General features: G+C 67.2%; 15 protein-coding genes and 2 riboswitches. Of the genes, 4 read left to right on the top strand and 11 right to left on the bottom strand.

The features are described 5' to 3' along the window. The first annotated feature begins 25 nt into the window (after nucleotides 1-25). Complete coding sequence (locus ACXI0D_RS14240) at nucleotides 26-1,306, top strand: NAD(P)/FAD-dependent oxidoreductase (protein ID WP_119006821.1); 1,281 nt, start codon at nucleotides 26-28, stop codon at nucleotides 1,304-1,306. A gap of 103 nt (nucleotides 1,307-1,409) precedes the next feature. Here the strand turns inward: ACXI0D_RS14240 and ACXI0D_RS14235 are convergent, their stop codons facing one another. From ACXI0D_RS14235 to ACXI0D_RS14225, 3 genes are all read right to left on the bottom strand, one after another. Continuing rightward, on the bottom strand, nucleotides 1,410-1,865 hold the full coding sequence (locus ACXI0D_RS14235) for a hypothetical protein (RefSeq protein ID WP_101766155.1): 456 nt from the start codon (nucleotides 1,863-1,865) through the stop codon (nucleotides 1,410-1,412). Nucleotides 1,866-1,870: 5 nt separating this feature from the next. Next, entirely contained in the window at nucleotides 1,871-2,302 is a 432-nt protein-coding gene (locus tag ACXI0D_RS14230) for a nuclear transport factor 2 family protein (RefSeq protein ID WP_075676067.1), read from the bottom strand. Between the two features lie 121 nt (nucleotides 2,303-2,423). Beyond that, the gene (locus ACXI0D_RS14225; protein ID WP_049443272.1) at nucleotides 2,424-2,699 is read right to left on the bottom strand and encodes a GIY-YIG nuclease family protein; all 276 of its coding nucleotides are present in this window, start codon (nucleotides 2,697-2,699) and stop codon (nucleotides 2,424-2,426) included. Nucleotides 2,700-2,739: 40 nt separating this feature from the next. Beyond that, a riboswitch (glycine riboswitch) is annotated at nucleotides 2,740-2,829 on the top strand. Nucleotides 2,830-2,842: 13 nt separating this feature from the next. Beyond that, a riboswitch (glycine riboswitch) is annotated at nucleotides 2,843-2,946 on the top strand. An 84-nt stretch (nucleotides 2,947-3,030) separates the two neighbouring features. Between ACXI0D_RS14225 and ACXI0D_RS14220 the strand changes: the two genes are divergently transcribed. Continuing rightward, nucleotides 3,031-3,648, top strand: coding sequence for a trimeric intracellular cation channel family protein (locus ACXI0D_RS14220; RefSeq protein WP_005411215.1), 618 nt, complete (start codon nucleotides 3,031-3,033; stop codon nucleotides 3,646-3,648). Between the two features lie 197 nt (nucleotides 3,649-3,845). On the opposite strand, the gene ACXI0D_RS14215 is transcribed toward ACXI0D_RS14220, so the two are convergent. The 6 genes from ACXI0D_RS14215 to ACXI0D_RS14190 form a co-directional block, all read right to left on the bottom strand. Next, complete coding sequence (locus ACXI0D_RS14215; protein WP_101766156.1) at nucleotides 3,846-4,919, bottom strand: 3-deoxy-7-phosphoheptulonate synthase; 1,074 nt, start codon at nucleotides 4,917-4,919, stop codon at nucleotides 3,846-3,848. Nucleotides 4,920-5,214: 295 nt separating this feature from the next. Further along, a complete protein-coding gene (locus tag ACXI0D_RS14210) occupies nucleotides 5,215-5,472 on the bottom strand; it encodes a hypothetical protein (RefSeq protein ID WP_049443322.1) in 258 nt (85 codons plus the stop codon). A 113-nt stretch (nucleotides 5,473-5,585) separates the two neighbouring features. Further along, nucleotides 5,586-6,326, bottom strand: a complete 741-nt coding sequence (locus tag ACXI0D_RS14205; RefSeq protein WP_101766157.1) for a DNA alkylation repair protein — start codon at nucleotides 6,324-6,326, stop codon at nucleotides 5,586-5,588. Beyond that, nucleotides 6,323-6,823 (bottom strand): MarR family winged helix-turn-helix transcriptional regulator, encoded by a 501-nt coding sequence (locus ACXI0D_RS14200; protein ID WP_119006823.1) that lies wholly within the window; start codon nucleotides 6,821-6,823, stop codon nucleotides 6,323-6,325. The genes ACXI0D_RS14205 and ACXI0D_RS14200 overlap by 4 nt, the downstream gene beginning before the upstream one ends. 71 nt (nucleotides 6,824-6,894) lie before the next feature. Continuing rightward, nucleotides 6,895-8,193: a sensor histidine kinase gene (locus ACXI0D_RS14195; protein ID WP_049443321.1), complete on the bottom strand. Its 1,299-nt coding sequence runs from the start codon at nucleotides 8,191-8,193 to the stop codon at nucleotides 6,895-6,897. A 32-nt stretch (nucleotides 8,194-8,225) separates the two neighbouring features. Beyond that, nucleotides 8,226-8,933, bottom strand: coding sequence for a response regulator (locus ACXI0D_RS14190; RefSeq protein WP_049443268.1), 708 nt, complete (start codon nucleotides 8,931-8,933; stop codon nucleotides 8,226-8,228). A 106-nt stretch (nucleotides 8,934-9,039) separates the two neighbouring features. On the opposite strand from ACXI0D_RS14190, the gene ACXI0D_RS14185 reads away from it, so the two are divergent. Beyond that, nucleotides 9,040-9,969 (top strand): pepsin/retropepsin-like aspartic protease family protein, encoded by a 930-nt coding sequence (locus tag ACXI0D_RS14185; RefSeq protein WP_119006824.1) that lies wholly within the window; start codon nucleotides 9,040-9,042, stop codon nucleotides 9,967-9,969. 67 nt (nucleotides 9,970-10,036) lie between these two features. Continuing rightward, complete coding sequence (locus tag ACXI0D_RS14180) at nucleotides 10,037-11,200, top strand: serine hydrolase domain-containing protein (protein ID WP_119006825.1); 1,164 nt, start codon at nucleotides 10,037-10,039, stop codon at nucleotides 11,198-11,200. A gap of 118 nt (nucleotides 11,201-11,318) precedes the next feature. On the opposite strand, the gene ACXI0D_RS14175 is transcribed toward ACXI0D_RS14180, so the two are convergent. Continuing rightward, nucleotides 11,319-11,930, bottom strand: coding sequence for a DUF6445 family protein (locus ACXI0D_RS14175; RefSeq protein WP_014038665.1), 612 nt, complete (start codon nucleotides 11,928-11,930; stop codon nucleotides 11,319-11,321). Nucleotides 11,931-12,062: 132 nt separating this feature from the next. Continuing rightward, nucleotides 12,063-13,712 (bottom strand): chaperonin GroEL, encoded by a 1,650-nt coding sequence (groL, locus tag ACXI0D_RS14170; RefSeq protein WP_014038666.1) that lies wholly within the window; start codon nucleotides 13,710-13,712, stop codon nucleotides 12,063-12,065. Nucleotides 13,713-13,792 lie beyond the last annotated feature (80 nt).

The raw sequence follows: 13,792 nt of genomic DNA, 5'->3' as shown, positions 1-13,792 counted from the left end.
CCAATGCCCCCACTGGAGTGAGTCGATGAGTCGCGAGCGCGTTCCCCACCTGGTTGTTGTCGGCGGCGGTTTTGCCGGCCTCTGGGCCACCCGTGCCCTGGCCCGCGAGCGCATACGCATCACCCTGGTCGACCGCCGCAACCATCACCTGTTCCAGCCGCTGCTGTACCAGGTGGCCACCGCCGGCCTGTCCGCGCCGGATATCGCCGCGCCGCTGCGCCACATCCTCGGCCACCAGCGCAACGTGGAAGTACGCCTCGGCGAAGTGGTCGCCATCGACAAGCAGGCCCGGCAGATCCGCATGGCCGATGGCAGCACGCTGGACTACGACAGCCTGCTGTTGGCCACCGGCGCCACCCACGCCTACTTCGGCAACGACCAGTGGGCCGATGATGCACCCGGCCTGAAGACGCTGGACGATGCCATCGCGCTGCGCCGCAAGCTGCTGCTGGCATTCGAGCGCGCCGAGGCCGAACCGGACCCGGCGAAGAAGGCGGCATGGCTGAGCTTCGCGGTGGTCGGCGGCGGTCCCACCGGCGTCGAACTGGCCGGCACCCTGGCCGAGATCGCGCGGCATACGCTGCGCAACGAATTCCGCCACATCGACCCGGCCAGCGCCAAGGTGCGGCTGGTCGAGGCCGGCCCGCGCGTGCTGTCCTCGTTCCCGGAAGTGCTTTCGCTGAAGGCGCGCCGGCAGCTTGAAAAGCTGGGCGTGGAAGTGCTGACCGGTACCCCGGTGAGCGACATCGACAGCCAGGGCTTCAAGCTCGGTGACCAGTTCGTGCCGGCACGCACCGTGGTGTGGGCCGCCGGCGTGGCTGCTTCGCCGCTGGCGCGCACGCTGGACGTGCCGCTGGACCGCGCCGGCCGCGTGCAGGTGCAACCGGACCTGACCCTGCCCGACCACCCGGAGCTGTTCGTGGCCGGCGATCTGGCCGCACTGAACCAGGCCAACGGCAAGCCGGTGCCCGGCGTGGCGCCTGCCGCCAAGCAGATGGGCAAGTACGTGGCCGAGGTGATCCGCGCGCGGCTGCATGCCAAGGCGGCACCGGGGCCGTTCAAGTACGCCGACTACGGCAACCTGGCCACCATCGGCCGCATGGCCGCGATCGTGCACCTGGGCCGGCTGCAGCTGTCGGGCATCCTGGCCTGGTGGTTCTGGCTGGCCGCGCACGTGTTCTTCCTGATCGGCTTCCGCAACCGCATCGTGGTGCTGCTGAACTGGGCGGTCGCGTACTGGAGTTACCAGCGCAGCGCGCGCATCATCTTCGGTGATGACCAGGATGACCGGCGGCCGAAGCGCTAGGGCCGAAGACGGACACGGGTTCTCTGCCTGGGAGTAGATCCACGCCATGCGTGGATGAATGTCTGTGCAGGACGCATCGAGCTCAGCCACGCATGGCGTGGCTCTACTGCCTCATCGGGCCACCTGGCACCCGCCGTTTCGACCAGGTGCGGCAGAAGTCCTCCTTCCTTGCGGTATCGGCAATCTGCGCGGTACTCCAATGCCGGGTGATCCAGATCGTCAACGCGGTGCTGCTCAGATGCCAGCGCAGCATGCCGTGCCGAGGCTGTCGCCACAGATGGCGTCGGGCAATCCAGAAGGCCTCCCGCTCCACTTCCGGCACCTTCTTCTGCATCACGTCCTTGTCGAAGAACTGCGCGGCGAAGCGCCAGGGGTTCATCGGCTGGTATCCCGCCCGTGGTTCACTACTGCACGCAGCCACACCACTGGGCGCGCGGTCCGCCGGCTTCGGCCGGCCTTCCACCAGCGCCAGTCCGAGCAGGTACAGCAGGCCAGGCAGCAGCGCGATACCGGCGACCACTACGACGACGGAGATCAATGCCTTGCCAGCAGCGCGCATCGCGCTCACTTCGCCTTTGGTTTTGGATACCACAGTGCGTTGACGATGACCCAGCGCTGGTCGAAGCGCCCCATGTGGAAGTAGTCGACGAACCACGGGGTTTCCAGCCGCACCGAGGCCGCGTTGCCGGTCACGTCCAGCACCGTGCAGCGGCGGTCCCATTGATCCTTCGGCGTCTTCAACGCGCCCTGCTTCGTCAGCGAGACCAGCTCTTCCTTCGACATCCGGCGCAGGCCCAGGCGTTCATCGGGTGTATCGCCGAGGACCGCGCGCTTGGCCAGATCCGGATGCAGGGAGCGGGCGACGCGCTGCGGGTCGGCCTCCAGCTGGCCGTCGACGTAATCGTGGCAGGTAGCTTCGATGGCCGCGATGGTGGCCGGGTCTGCGGCGGGACTTGTTGATGCGGAGAGAGCGAACAGCAGGGCGATCGTGGACATCCGGGTCTCCAGGGCTGGGCGCGGGGCGATCATCGCATGGGCCGGGCAGCCCATCCACGCATGGCGTGGCTCTACTGGGACCGGCGATGTCGGCAGGCCGGAGCCGAGCGTGGGCGTGGATCTACAGAAGCGTCTCGGCTGGTGCCTGCAGCCAGGCCAGCTTGCGTTCGCGCGGCTGCTGCTTGAGTTGCCACTCGGCGCGTGAGGCGGCGGCCCGGTCCGGGTACTCGCGCACGGCCAGCACGCGCAGCGGTGGCCGTGCCCGGGTGTAGCGCGCGCCCTTGCCGGCCTGGTGGGCGGCGAAACGCGCCTCCACATCGGTGCTGATGCCGGCGTAATAGCTGCCATCGCGGCATTCGAGCAGGTACAGGAACCACGGGCGGAGGGACGGGGCCATGCCCGGATTATGCCGTGCTGCACTGCAGCGGATATACTGGCGCCCGAATGCAGGAGAGAGGCGCCGCGCTGGCGCCCGCCGAAGGCGCAGGCTCCCATGATCGCTCAGGCCGGTGGGCTGGAATCCCACCAACCATGCATTCGACTCGCCGAGCTGGAGAGAGGTCACCGGGCACGCCCGGGACGATCCGCCGAAGGGGCACGCGGCCCACGCCGCTGAACTCTCAGGCAAAAGGACAGCGGGAGCGGCACCGGTCATCGTCATCCCGTCATTGCGCAGGCAGTGGCGGTATACGCGCATGGCCGGCCCTACCGCGCCCGGAGCCTGCCCCATGCTGCTGTCCATCATCTACCTGATCGCCATTTCCGCCGAAGCCATGACCGGCGCGCTGTCCGCCGGCCGCCGCCGCATGGACCTGTTCGGCGTGGTCATGATCGCCTGCGTCACCGCCCTCGGCGGCGGCTCGCTGCGCGACATCCTGCTCGGCCATTACCCGCTGGGCTGGGTGAAGCATCCCGAGTACCTGGGCTTCACCGTATGCGCGGCGCTGATCGCCACCTGGGTCGCACGCTGGATGCACCACTTCCGCCGCACCTTCCTGGTGCTCGATGGCCTGGGCCTGATCGCCTTCACCCTGATCGGCTGCTCGATCGCGCGCGAGGCCGGCCATGCGATGCCGATCGTGCTGATCGCCGGCATGCTGACCGGCGCGTTCGGCGGCGTGCTGCGCGACATCCTCTGCAACGAGGTGCCGCTGATCTTCCAGAAGGAGCTGTACGCGATCATCGCGCTGCTGACCGGCGCGGCCTATCTGTTGCTGCTGCATTGGGGCGTGGCCGATGCCACTGCGATCCTGTGCTGCCTGGGCGGCGGCTTCGCGCTGCGCCTGCTGGCGATCCACTACCGCTGGGAAATGCCGAAGTTCGTGTACCACGACGAAGTGCATTGAGGTTCGCGTTCGCCGAGCATGGGGTTCCAGGCTTGGCGCGGATCTACTGCACCACCCCGGCGATGTACCTGGCGCTGTCGCTCATGCGCAGCGCCAGGCGCATCGCCGGTGCAGATGGGCCGGTCTCCAACTCCGGCCGGCCCTGATCGCGGCCGCACCCCCGCAGGCGCTGGCCGCCATCCACACACGTGCCGCACTCAAGCGGCTTCGGACACCTTCACGTCGCGACGGGCGCGCACGGCCGCAGCCAGTCGCTGCAACACCGTCACGGTGGTGTCCCAGTCGATGCAGCCATCGGTGATGCTCTGCCCGTAGACCAGCGGCTGGCCTTCCACCAGTTCCTGGCGGCCACCAACCAGATGGCTCTCGATCATCACACCAACGATGCGCTGTTCGCCGTCTTCCAACTGAACGGCGATGTCCTCGATCACCTTCGGCTGGTTTTCCGGATTCTTCAGGCTGTTGGCATGGCTGGCGTCGATCATCAGGCGCGTCGGCAGCCTGGCCTTGGCCAGCACCTGGCAGGCGTCGGCGACGCTGCCTGCGTCGTAGTTCGGCTGCTTGCCGCCGCGCAGGATCACATGGCAATCCGGATTGCCGGCGGTCGATACGATGGCGGTACCGCCCTGCTTGGTGACCGACAGGAAGTGGTGCGGATTGGACGCTGCACCCACCGCGTCGGCGGCGATCTTCACGTTGCCATCGGTGCCGTTCTTGAAGCCGACCGGGCACGACAGCCCCGACGCCAGCTCGCGATGCACCTGGCTTTCGGTGGTGCGTGCACCGATCGCGCCCCACGCCACCAGGTCGGCGATGTACTGCGGCGAGATCACGTCAAGGAACTCGACACCGGCTGGCAGGCCGAGCTTGTTGATGTCGCGCAGCAGGCCGCGGGCGATGCGCAGGCCCTTGTCGATCCTGAAGCTGCCATCCAGGTCCGGATCGTTGATCAGGCCCTTCCAGCCCACCGTGGTGCGCGGCTTCTCGAAGTACACGCGCATGACGATTTCCAGTTCGCCGGCCAGCGCGTCGCGCAGCGGCTTGAGGCGCTGGGCGTATTCGATGGCGGCCTTCGGGTCGTGGATCGAGCACGGGCCCACCACCACCGCAAGGCGATCGTCACGGCCATGCAGGATCTGGTGCAGGGCCGCGCGCGAGGCGCTGACGGTGTCGGAGGCTTCATCGTCACAGGGCAGCATCGCCAGCAGCTGGGCGGGCGGTGTCAGCGGTTCGATGGTGCGGATACGCAGGTCGTCGGTGTGCGGGGGCATTGCAGGAGATCTCCGGAACGTTGGGGGTCCCCAGCGTGGCGGCATGAAAAAAGCCGCCAGGTTCGCTGGCGGCTTTCGGGAATGCGTCTGAAGCTTTCTTCAGGGTGAGCGCAGTCCTTCCTCCGCCAGTGGCTTCGGAAAGTAATACCAGTAAAAGCGGGTAGCGGCTGCGTTCATGGGGTGTATTGATAGCACAGCTTTTGCGCAGTGCAAAATGTTTCATCCGCAACTGGGGACCCGGTTCAGCGAGGTGCGCGCCAGCGCTGCCTACCTGGCAGCAGCCACGCAGAGTCGCTCATTTGCCATGCACTTCCACGTCCAGCAGCAGGCCTTCGTGGATGTCGGCCCAGCGTTCCAGCACGCGATCCAGCTCCTGCCTGGCCTCGTCCAGCTGCTCGGGGTTGAGCAGGGAACGGGCGGTGTAGAGGTCGGAGACCAACCGCCGCAGGGCCGCTTCCGGGATGGCGACCGACGGCCCTTCCAGCCCCGGCAACTGCAATGCCGGGCTGTCGCCAAGCGGGCCGAACAGCGTGACCTGGAGCGTGCTCTGCATGATCAACTTCCCTGCGGATGGACATGGGCAATGCACTGTTTACCGCGTCCGGGTGACAGGCGCATGTGCCATGCTCGCTTGAATGGCCTGGGGTTGCCGGCCAGCGGCCGGCACTACCGAAGCGAGCGCATCGCGCGTTTGCGGATGTAGGCGTTGGCGGTGCTGTCGTGCTCGCGCTGCCAGCGCGCGCAGAGTTCGCGCAGCCACTGCGGCTTTGTCTTTCCGGCATCATTGAGCCAGTTGCCGACGGAATCCTGCACATAGCGTTCCGGGTCATCGGCCAGTGCTTCCAGCAGCGCCACTGCATGTTCCGGATGTTGCTTGAACAGGGCGATGTGCGTGGCCCAGACACCACGCGGGCGCAGTGCTTCGCAGGCGAAGCGGCGCAGGTACGGCGATGTTTCCTGTGTCCACGGTTGCAGGTACCCGAGCGCCTGCACCGGCGCGGAAACAATGTCCGTGCGTAGCGCCAGCCACGCCCATTCGCGCACTCCGAAGTGTGGGTCGTCGGCCAGCGTGCGCATCTGCTGCAGCTTCTCTGCCAACGTTGCGCGAGCATCGCTGCCGATCAGATAACAGGCCCAGCCGCGCACGGTATCGGAGCTGTGATGCTGCCAGAGTGCAGGCGCGCCCTGCCCCGCCCCGCGCAGCAACTGCGCGGCCAAGGCCATGCGCTGGGTGATGCCCTTGCCTGAGGCTTCGTGCATGCGGTGCAGCGCTTCGGGTTCAAGCGCAGGCGCTACCCCTTGCAACAGCTCGGCGAAATCCACTGCCAGGCATTCGGCCAGATGGGTAGCGGCGGCGTTGCCGCTGTTGAGTGCGCGCCGCCGTTCCGCTGGAATGGGCGTGCTCATGCTGCGGATTCCCGCCCGGCGTCCGTGTGCTGCCAGACCTTGTGCAGCAGCCGTGACAGCTGTTGCTGTTCATCCGCATCCAGGCCGTTGAACAGGCCGCCGATCCACTGTGTGTGCTGCTCGAACAGCGCTTCGGCCAGGCGCGCCCCCTTTGCGGTCAACACGATCTGCAGGCGGCGGCCATCCTCGGCATCGCTGCGACGCTGCAGCAGGCCTTCGCGTTGCATGCCGTCGAGCAGGCCGCTGATGGTGGCACGGGTCACGCCGGCACGCTCTGCCAGTTCATGGGGCGGCAGCGTGCCGCCCGCCCCGTGTAGCAGGAACAGCACGATGAAGCGGCCCTCGCTGAGCCCGTGCGGTGCAAGCCGGGCAGCGCAGTCGCGATCGATCGACGAGGCCAGCGAGAGCAGCTGGAAACACAGGCGCAGCTGCGCGACGTTGGCGTGGCCGCGTCGCTGCGCCTCATCCATCAGGGCATGGTGCTTGGCTTCGATCATGGCACCCCTCCAATATGATTAGCCGCCTAATCATATTATAAAAATAAGTCATCCATGAACTACACCGATTTTCAGGAGAACGTCCCCAGCAACAGGCGTGCGATCAGCCCGCCGCCCTCACGGTGCAGCAGCTGCAGTTCGCCTGCGTGCCGCCTGGCCACATTGGCGGCCACAGCCAACCCCAACCCGGCGCCACCGGTGGCGCGGCTGCGCGAGCTCTCGCTGCGCTGGAACGGTTGCAGCAGGCGTGCACGGTCGGCCTCGGCGATGCCCGGGCCGCGGTCCATCACATCCAGCTGCACCCTGTGGCCGGCCATGGCGAGCTGCAGCTCCACGGCCCCGGCGTAGCGCTCGGCGTTGTCGATGAGATTGTCGACCGCGCGCCGGATCAGCAGCGCATCGCCGTTCCAGCGCAGCGTGTCCGGCCCCTGGATGGAGATGCCGGCTCCGCGCAGCAGCGCCGCCTGCACGCACTCCTCCAGCAGCGCAGCCAGATCCAGCGAGTGCATCTGCAACGGCTGCAGTTCACCACGTGCGTAGTCGAGCACCTGCTCGATCATCGTATCCATGCGTTCGATGTCCGCCACCATCCGTGCCGCCTGTGGCGCAGGCGCAAACTCGGCGCGTAGGCGCAGGCCGGTCAACGGCGTGCGCAGATCATGCGCCACTGCGGCCAGCATGTGGGTCATGTCCTGTGCCTGCGCATGCAGGCGATCGCGACCGGTGCTGATCGCAGCGGCCAGCATCTGTACCTCGCGTGGGCCGTCATCCGGCAAGGGCGCTGCGGCCTGCAGGTCCACCCGTGCGCTGGCTTCGGCCAGGCGGTGCAGCGGGCGTCCCAGCCGGATCGATGCCCACGCCGCCAGCGGCGCCAGCAGGACCGCACCACCCAGCAGCGCAAGCACCACCTGGCGGCGCCAGGCCGCCAGATCGCTGTGATCGCTGCCGACCACCTGCCAACGGCCATCGGCCTGGCGTACGCCCAGTTCAAACGGCGGCCATTGCATGGCGGTCAGTACCGCCGCCTGCGCCTTCAGTACACCGGCCCGCGCCGTGGCATCGAGCACGGTACCCCCCTCGATGACCTGCACGTCCGGCGCCTTGCCCTGCCCACTCCAGACCAGGCGTACCTCCTTCGCCGGCAAACCCATCTGCAGCGCCGCCAACTGGGTGAGCCAGTCGCTGGCGCTGCCCTGTGGTGGTGCGTCCTGTGTCGCCAGATGCAGGCCCAATGGCGCTGCGGCCTGTTCGCCGCGCAGCACCTGCACGGCCTGGTCCAACCGCATCGGCGGAGGCGCGGGCCGGGGCATCCAGCCAACCACGGCCACGCTGACCAATGTCGCCAGCAGCAGGCTGGCCAGGGCCAGCATCGCGATCCAGCGCGCGGTCGGCCACCGGCTGCTCACAACACCTGTACCTCGGCGTCGAAGCGGTAGCCTTCACCGCGCAAGGTCTGCACCAGGGCTTCAGCACCGGGTGAGGCCTGCCCCAGCTTGCGTCGCAGCCGACTGATCGCCAGGTCGACCGCACGATCGACGCTGTCGGTGGGTTCACCGCGGCTCAGCTGCAGCAGCTGCTCACGCCCCAGCACCCGCCCGGGACGTTCGGCCAGCGCCAGCAGCAGGCTGAACTCACCGCGGCTGAGCATCAGTTCGTTTCCGTCCGGCGCGAACAGGCGACGTTGATCAGGCAGCAGCCGCCAACCGGCAAAGCGCAGTTCGCTGGCCACCTGCGCGCGCAGCTTGTGCTGGCGGCGCAGCAGCGCGCGTACCCGTGCCAGCAGCTCCCGCGGATCGAACGGCTTGGCCAGGTAGTCGTCCGCACCCATCTCCAGTCCGATCACCCGATCCGGCGCGCTGCCCATCGCCGACAGCATCAGGATCGGGATGGCGCGTGCCTGCAGCCGGCGGCAGACCGAAAGCCCGTCCTCGCCGGGCATCATCCAGTCAAGGATGATCAGGTCGGGCCGTTCGCTCTGCAGCACCATGTCGAGCGCCGTCGCGTCCGCGGCCACCCGCACCTGGTAGCCATGCAGCAGCAGGCAATCGGCGATGGCATCGCGGATGCTGGCGTCGTCATCGACAACGATGACACGGGCGGGAGTCGTCATGCGGGCAGTATCGGGCCGGTCTGTATCAGGACGGTATCAACAGCGATATTCCCGCGATACGCCGCTGCGCGCCAATGGGCGCCCATGATCACTGCGGAGATTTCCCTTGCGCCTCATCCTCCTGTCCCTGCTTGCTGCGCCGCTGCCTGCGCTGGCGTCCGATGCCCCCGAACACGTGCTGCCAATGTGGATGCAGGGTGGTCATCCGGCGGTGGCCGTCCTGCTGGACGGACGCGCCGAACCGCTGCGCTTCGTGGTCGACAGTGCCGCCGGGGCAACGCTGGTCGATGCCCGTGTGGCGAGGCGCTATGGCCTGGAGGATGCGGATGCGGTGGTATCGCACGCCCAGGGCGCAAGTGCGAAGGCGGCCCGGTTGCAGCGCACGCGCAGCACGTCCTGGCAGCTGGGCAGCTGGCAGCTGCAGGCCCGTGGCATGCAGGTCGACCTGTCCTCCCTGGCCAAGGACGATGATCCGGCCATCGACGGTTTGATCGGCAATGACCTGACCGGACGCTGGGACACGCGCTGGGACTTCGGCGGCAATCGCCTGGCGCTATGGACGCCTGGCCGATTGAACCTGGAAGGACCGGGTTGCCAGCCCAATGCGCTGCCCGAGCGCACTGCCAGCCTGCGCCAGTTCGGCTTCATCACACTGGCACTGGGCACGCCGGGTGTGGAGGCCATTGCCGTGGTCGACACCGGCGCGGCGCAGACTGTTCTCAACGCTGAAGCGGCCCGCGCACTGGGGTTGCGCACCGACGGCAGCGACGCACGGGTAAGCATGCGCGAAAAGGGCACCGAGGGGCTGGGCGGCGGCGCGCAGGCCACCTGGCTGTACACCCTGCCCGGGATGACCGGCAGCGGCTGGAAGCACCCGTCGATGGAGGTCCGCATCAGCGAACTACCGGTGTTCAAGGCGATCGGCCTGGAGGCGCGGCCGGCGCTGATCCTCGGTGCCGATGCAATGCGCGGAGGCCAGGTGGACTTCGGTGCCGGCGCGGCCCGGATCTGCCTGCGCCGGCCGCAGGCCAGCTGACATCTGGCAATGACGCCAGCGGCAGCCTGGCGTAGCATCGCCGTGCGCCCCACCAGGAGTTCCACGCATGTGCCGTGCCACCCTGATGTTGCTGACGCTGCTCCCGCTGGCGGTACTGGCCGCGCCGCCACCCGTGCCCACGCCGGCTCGCATCGATGCCGAAGCACAGCGGCTGATGCAGGCGGCCCATGCGCGCGGGATGGCGCTGGCGGTGATCGACGACGGCAAGGTGGTGCACGTGGCCGCCTACGGTGAACGCAACGCCGCGGGCGAGCCGCTGCGCACCGACACTGTGATGTACGCCGCATCGCTGACCAAGATGGCGTTCGGGTACCTGGTCGCACAACTGGTGCAGGACGCGCGTATCGATCTGGACGCCAGCATTGCTACCGCCCTGGACAAACCGCTGCCGGACTATCCACCGGAACCGAAGAAGTACGCCGACTACAGCGTGCTGGCCAGCGATGCCCGCTGGCGCCAGCTCACGCCACGCCTGCTGCTCAACCACGCCAGCGGCTTTGCCAATTTCGGCTTTCTCGAACCGGATGGCCGGTTGAAGTTCCACTTCGAGCCCGGCAGCCGCTACGCCTATTCCGGTGAGGGCCTGATCCTGCTGCAGTTCGTGATCGAACGCGGGCGACTGGGCGAGGATGTGGGTGCGTTGATGCAGCAGTGCGTGTTCGATCGCTTCGGCATGGCGCGCACCAGCATGGTGTGGCGCGCGGATTTCGCCGGCAACCTGGCCGATGGCTGGACGGCCGAAGGCAATTCAGAGCCGCACGATGAACGCAGCCGTGTGCGGGCGGCGGGGTCGATGGATACCACCATCACCGACATGGCCCACTTCGCCGCCGGCTATGTGCGCGGCGATGGGCTGTCCCCGGCAATGCGCAGGGAGCTGGTGCGGCCACAGCTACCGATCACCACCGCCAGCCAGTTCCCAACACTGCAGCCGGAGCTGCCCGTTGCGCAGCAGCACAGGGATCTGGCCGCGGGCCTGGGCGTAGTGACCTTCCGTGGTCCCCAGGGTGCAGGCTTCTACAAGGGCGGCCACGACGATGCGGTCGGCAACACCCTGGTGTGCATCGAGCGGCACAAACGCTGCGTGGTGATCCTGGGCAACGATGTACGGGCGGAGGCTACGTTCCCGGCACTGGTGGCGTTCGTGCTGGGCGATACCGGCGTGCCATGGCAGTGGGAGTACGGCGTGGCGAAGGCATTCGTCGAATGAGGGCGCGTTGACGCCTGCATGGCAAGTGCGGCTGGACGGGTGCATCCACGCATGGCGCGGATCTACCAGCGAAACCGTGCACCTGTAGATCCACGCCATGCGTGGATGCCTGCCCCGCTCAGCGCGCCTGTTCGAAGAACATCAGGTACACCAGCCGGCCATTCTCCAGGCAGTCGCCGAACGCGGGCCCGGCGGTGTGCCAGAACCAGGGGCGCAGCAGCACCAGCCGGTTGAAGCGCATCGGGATGCGCATGGTCATTTCCCACTGGCTGTCGTCGTTGCTGTCGCGCTCGATGATGTCGCGATGCATGTCGCCGCCGTTGGCATAGCCTAATGCGGCCAGCTCCGCTGCATCCAGGGCCATGCGCTCGGTGCCGGTGCGGCGGTGGCGGAAGAACTCGGTGCCGCCCTCGCAGTGCTCCGGTGCACTCAGGTAGAGGATGCCCGACCAGTGCGAGTGGTCGGCGTGCACCTTGGCGCGGCCGGTATCACCGGCCAGGGTGATCCGGAACTTGCCGTGCGACTGCAGCGGGTTGACCGGCCGCAGCGGTTCGTTGACCAGCCGCGAGACCGCGCCGGACAGTCCATCCAGATCCAGCCGCTGCTGCGAATTGCGGCCGGGAAACGCGCCCTCCTGCACGGGATAGGTCAGGCCCAGCGCCGCCTGGCGCAACCCCTGCGCATCGGCAGGAGAAAGGAAGTCGTCAACGATGATGAACGAGGTAGGCATGGCCACCGAGCGTAGCGATGCGCTGCGGCGGCAGCAACCGGGCAACGAAAAACCCCGCCTCGCGGCGGGGTTCTTCCTTGCATCGGGAAGGCGTGCCGACCAGGGTCGGCAACGACTGCCGGGGACGTGGACTTAGAAGTCCATGCCGCCCATGCCACCCATGCCGCCCATGCCACCGGCGCCACCCATGGCCGGCTCGTCCTTCTTCGGAGCTTCGGCAACCATGGCTTCGGTGGTGATCATCAGGCCAGCAATCGAAGCGGCGTTCTGCAGCGCCGAACGGGTCACCTTGGTCGGGTCCAGGATGCCGAACTGCAGCATGTCGCCGAACTCGCCGGTGGCGGCGTTGTAGCCGAAGCTGCCGGTGCCTTCCTTGACCTTGTTGATGATGACCGACGGCTCTTCGCCGGCGTTGGCCACGATTTCGCGCAGCGGGGCTTCCATCGCGCGCAGGGCGATCTGGATGCCGTGGTTCTGGTCTTCGTTGGCACCCTTCAGGCCGGCCAGTGCGGTGACCGCACGGACCAGGGCGACGCCGCCGCCCGGGACCACGCCTTCTTCAACGGCTGCACGGGTAGCGTGCAGGGCGTCGTCGACGCGATCCTTCTTTTCCTTCATTTCGATTTCGGTCGACGCGCCGACCTTGATCACGGCAACGCCGCCGGCCAGCTTGGCCACGCGTTCCTGCAGCTTCTCGCGGTCGTAATCCGAGGAGGTGTCCTGGATCTGGGTCTTGATCTGGCCGACGCGTGCATCGACGGCAGCCTTGTCACCCACGCCATCGATGATGGTGGTGTTTTCCTTGGAAACCTGCACCTTCTTGGCGCGGCCCAGGTCCTTGATGGTGGCCTTTTCCAGCGACAGGCCGACTTCTTCGGAGATCACGGTGCCGCCGGTCAGCACGGCCATGTCTTCCAGCATCGCCTTGCGACGGTCGCCGAAGCCCGGAGCCTTGACGGCCACGACCTTGACGATGCCACGGATGGTGTTGACCACCAGGGTCGCCAGCGCTTCGCCTTCAACTTCTTCGGCCACGATCAGCAGCGGCTTGCCGGCCTTGGCGACGCCTTCCAGCACCGGCAGCAGGTCACGGACGTTGGAGATCTTCTTGTCGTGCAGCAGGATGAACGGGTCATCCAGATCAGCGGTCTGCGACTGCTGGTTGTTGATGAAGTACGGGGACAGGTAGCCGCGGTCGAACTGCATGCCCTTGACCACGTCCAGCTCGTTGTCCAGGCCCGAGCCTTCTTCAACGGTGATCACGCCTTCCTTGCCGACTTCCTTCATCGCGTCGGCGATGATCTGGCCGATCGACTCGTCCGAGTTGGCCGAGATGGTACCGACCTGGGCAATCGCCTTGTCGTCGGCGGTCGGCTTGGAGATGGTCTTCAGTTCGGCAACGGCGGCCACGACGGCCTTGTCGATACCACGCTTCAGGTCCATCGGGTTCATGCCGGCGGCAACCGCCTTGGCACCTTCGCGGATCAGGGCCTGGGCCAGCACGGTGGCGGTGGTGGTGCCGTCGCCCGCGTCATCGTTGGTGCGCGAAGCAACTTCCTTCACCATCTGCGCGCCCATGTTCTCGAACTTGTCAGCCAGTTCGATTTCCTTGGCGACGGAGACGCCGTCCTTGGTGATGGTCGGCGCGCCGAAGCTCTTTTCCAGCACGACGTTGCGGCCCTTCGGGCCCAGGGTGGCCTTGACGGCATTGGCGAGAACGTTGACGCCGCGCACCATGCGCGAACGGGCGTCTTCACCGAAACGAATATCCTTGGCAGCCATTGCATTTACCTCATTGGTAGCGCCGGACGAGGCCCGGCGGCTGGGATTTGGGGATCAGGTTGAAACAGGTCGCGCCGGGG

The sequence above is a fragment of the Stenotrophomonas sp. C9D9 genome, assembly GCF_056491205.1.
Note: the sequence above shows the minus strand (reverse complement) of the source record. Positions and strands in the feature narration are given on the sequence as shown.

Coding starts and splice junctions, on each gene's coding strand:
- ACXI0D_RS14220 (WP_005411215.1), top strand. CDS start 3,031: ATGCTGCTGTCCATCATCTACCTGATCGCCATTTCCGCCGAAGCCATG.
- ACXI0D_RS14190 (WP_049443268.1), bottom strand. CDS start 8,933: ATGACGACTCCCGCCCGTGTCATCGTTGTCGATGACGACGCCAGCATC.
- ACXI0D_RS14195 (WP_049443321.1), bottom strand. CDS start 8,193: ATGCTGGCCCTGGCCAGCCTGCTGCTGGCGACATTGGTCAGCGTGGCC.
- ACXI0D_RS14240 (WP_119006821.1), top strand. CDS start 26: ATGAGTCGCGAGCGCGTTCCCCACCTGGTTGTTGTCGGCGGCGGTTTT.
- ACXI0D_RS14225 (WP_049443272.1), bottom strand. CDS start 2,699: ATGGCCCCGTCCCTCCGCCCGTGGTTCCTGTACCTGCTCGAATGCCGC.
- ACXI0D_RS14175 (WP_014038665.1), bottom strand. CDS start 11,930: ATGCCTACCTCGTTCATCATCGTTGACGACTTCCTTTCTCCTGCCGAT.
- ACXI0D_RS14235 (WP_101766155.1), bottom strand. CDS start 1,865: ATGCGCGCTGCTGGCAAGGCATTGATCTCCGTCGTCGTAGTGGTCGCC.
- ACXI0D_RS14200 (WP_119006823.1), bottom strand. CDS start 6,823: ATGATCGAAGCCAAGCACCATGCCCTGATGGATGAGGCGCAGCGACGC.
- ACXI0D_RS14230 (WP_075676067.1), bottom strand. CDS start 2,302: ATGTCCACGATCGCCCTGCTGTTCGCTCTCTCCGCATCAACAAGTCCC.
- ACXI0D_RS14205 (WP_101766157.1), bottom strand. CDS start 6,326: ATGAGCACGCCCATTCCAGCGGAACGGCGGCGCGCACTCAACAGCGGC.
- ACXI0D_RS14180 (WP_119006825.1), top strand. CDS start 10,037: ATGTGCCGTGCCACCCTGATGTTGCTGACGCTGCTCCCGCTGGCGGTA.
- ACXI0D_RS14215 (WP_101766156.1), bottom strand. CDS start 4,919: ATGCCCCCGCACACCGACGACCTGCGTATCCGCACCATCGAACCGCTG.
- ACXI0D_RS14210 (WP_049443322.1), bottom strand. CDS start 5,472: ATGCAGAGCACGCTCCAGGTCACGCTGTTCGGCCCGCTTGGCGACAGC.
- groL (WP_014038666.1), bottom strand. CDS start 13,712: ATGGCTGCCAAGGATATTCGTTTCGGTGAAGACGCCCGTTCGCGCATG.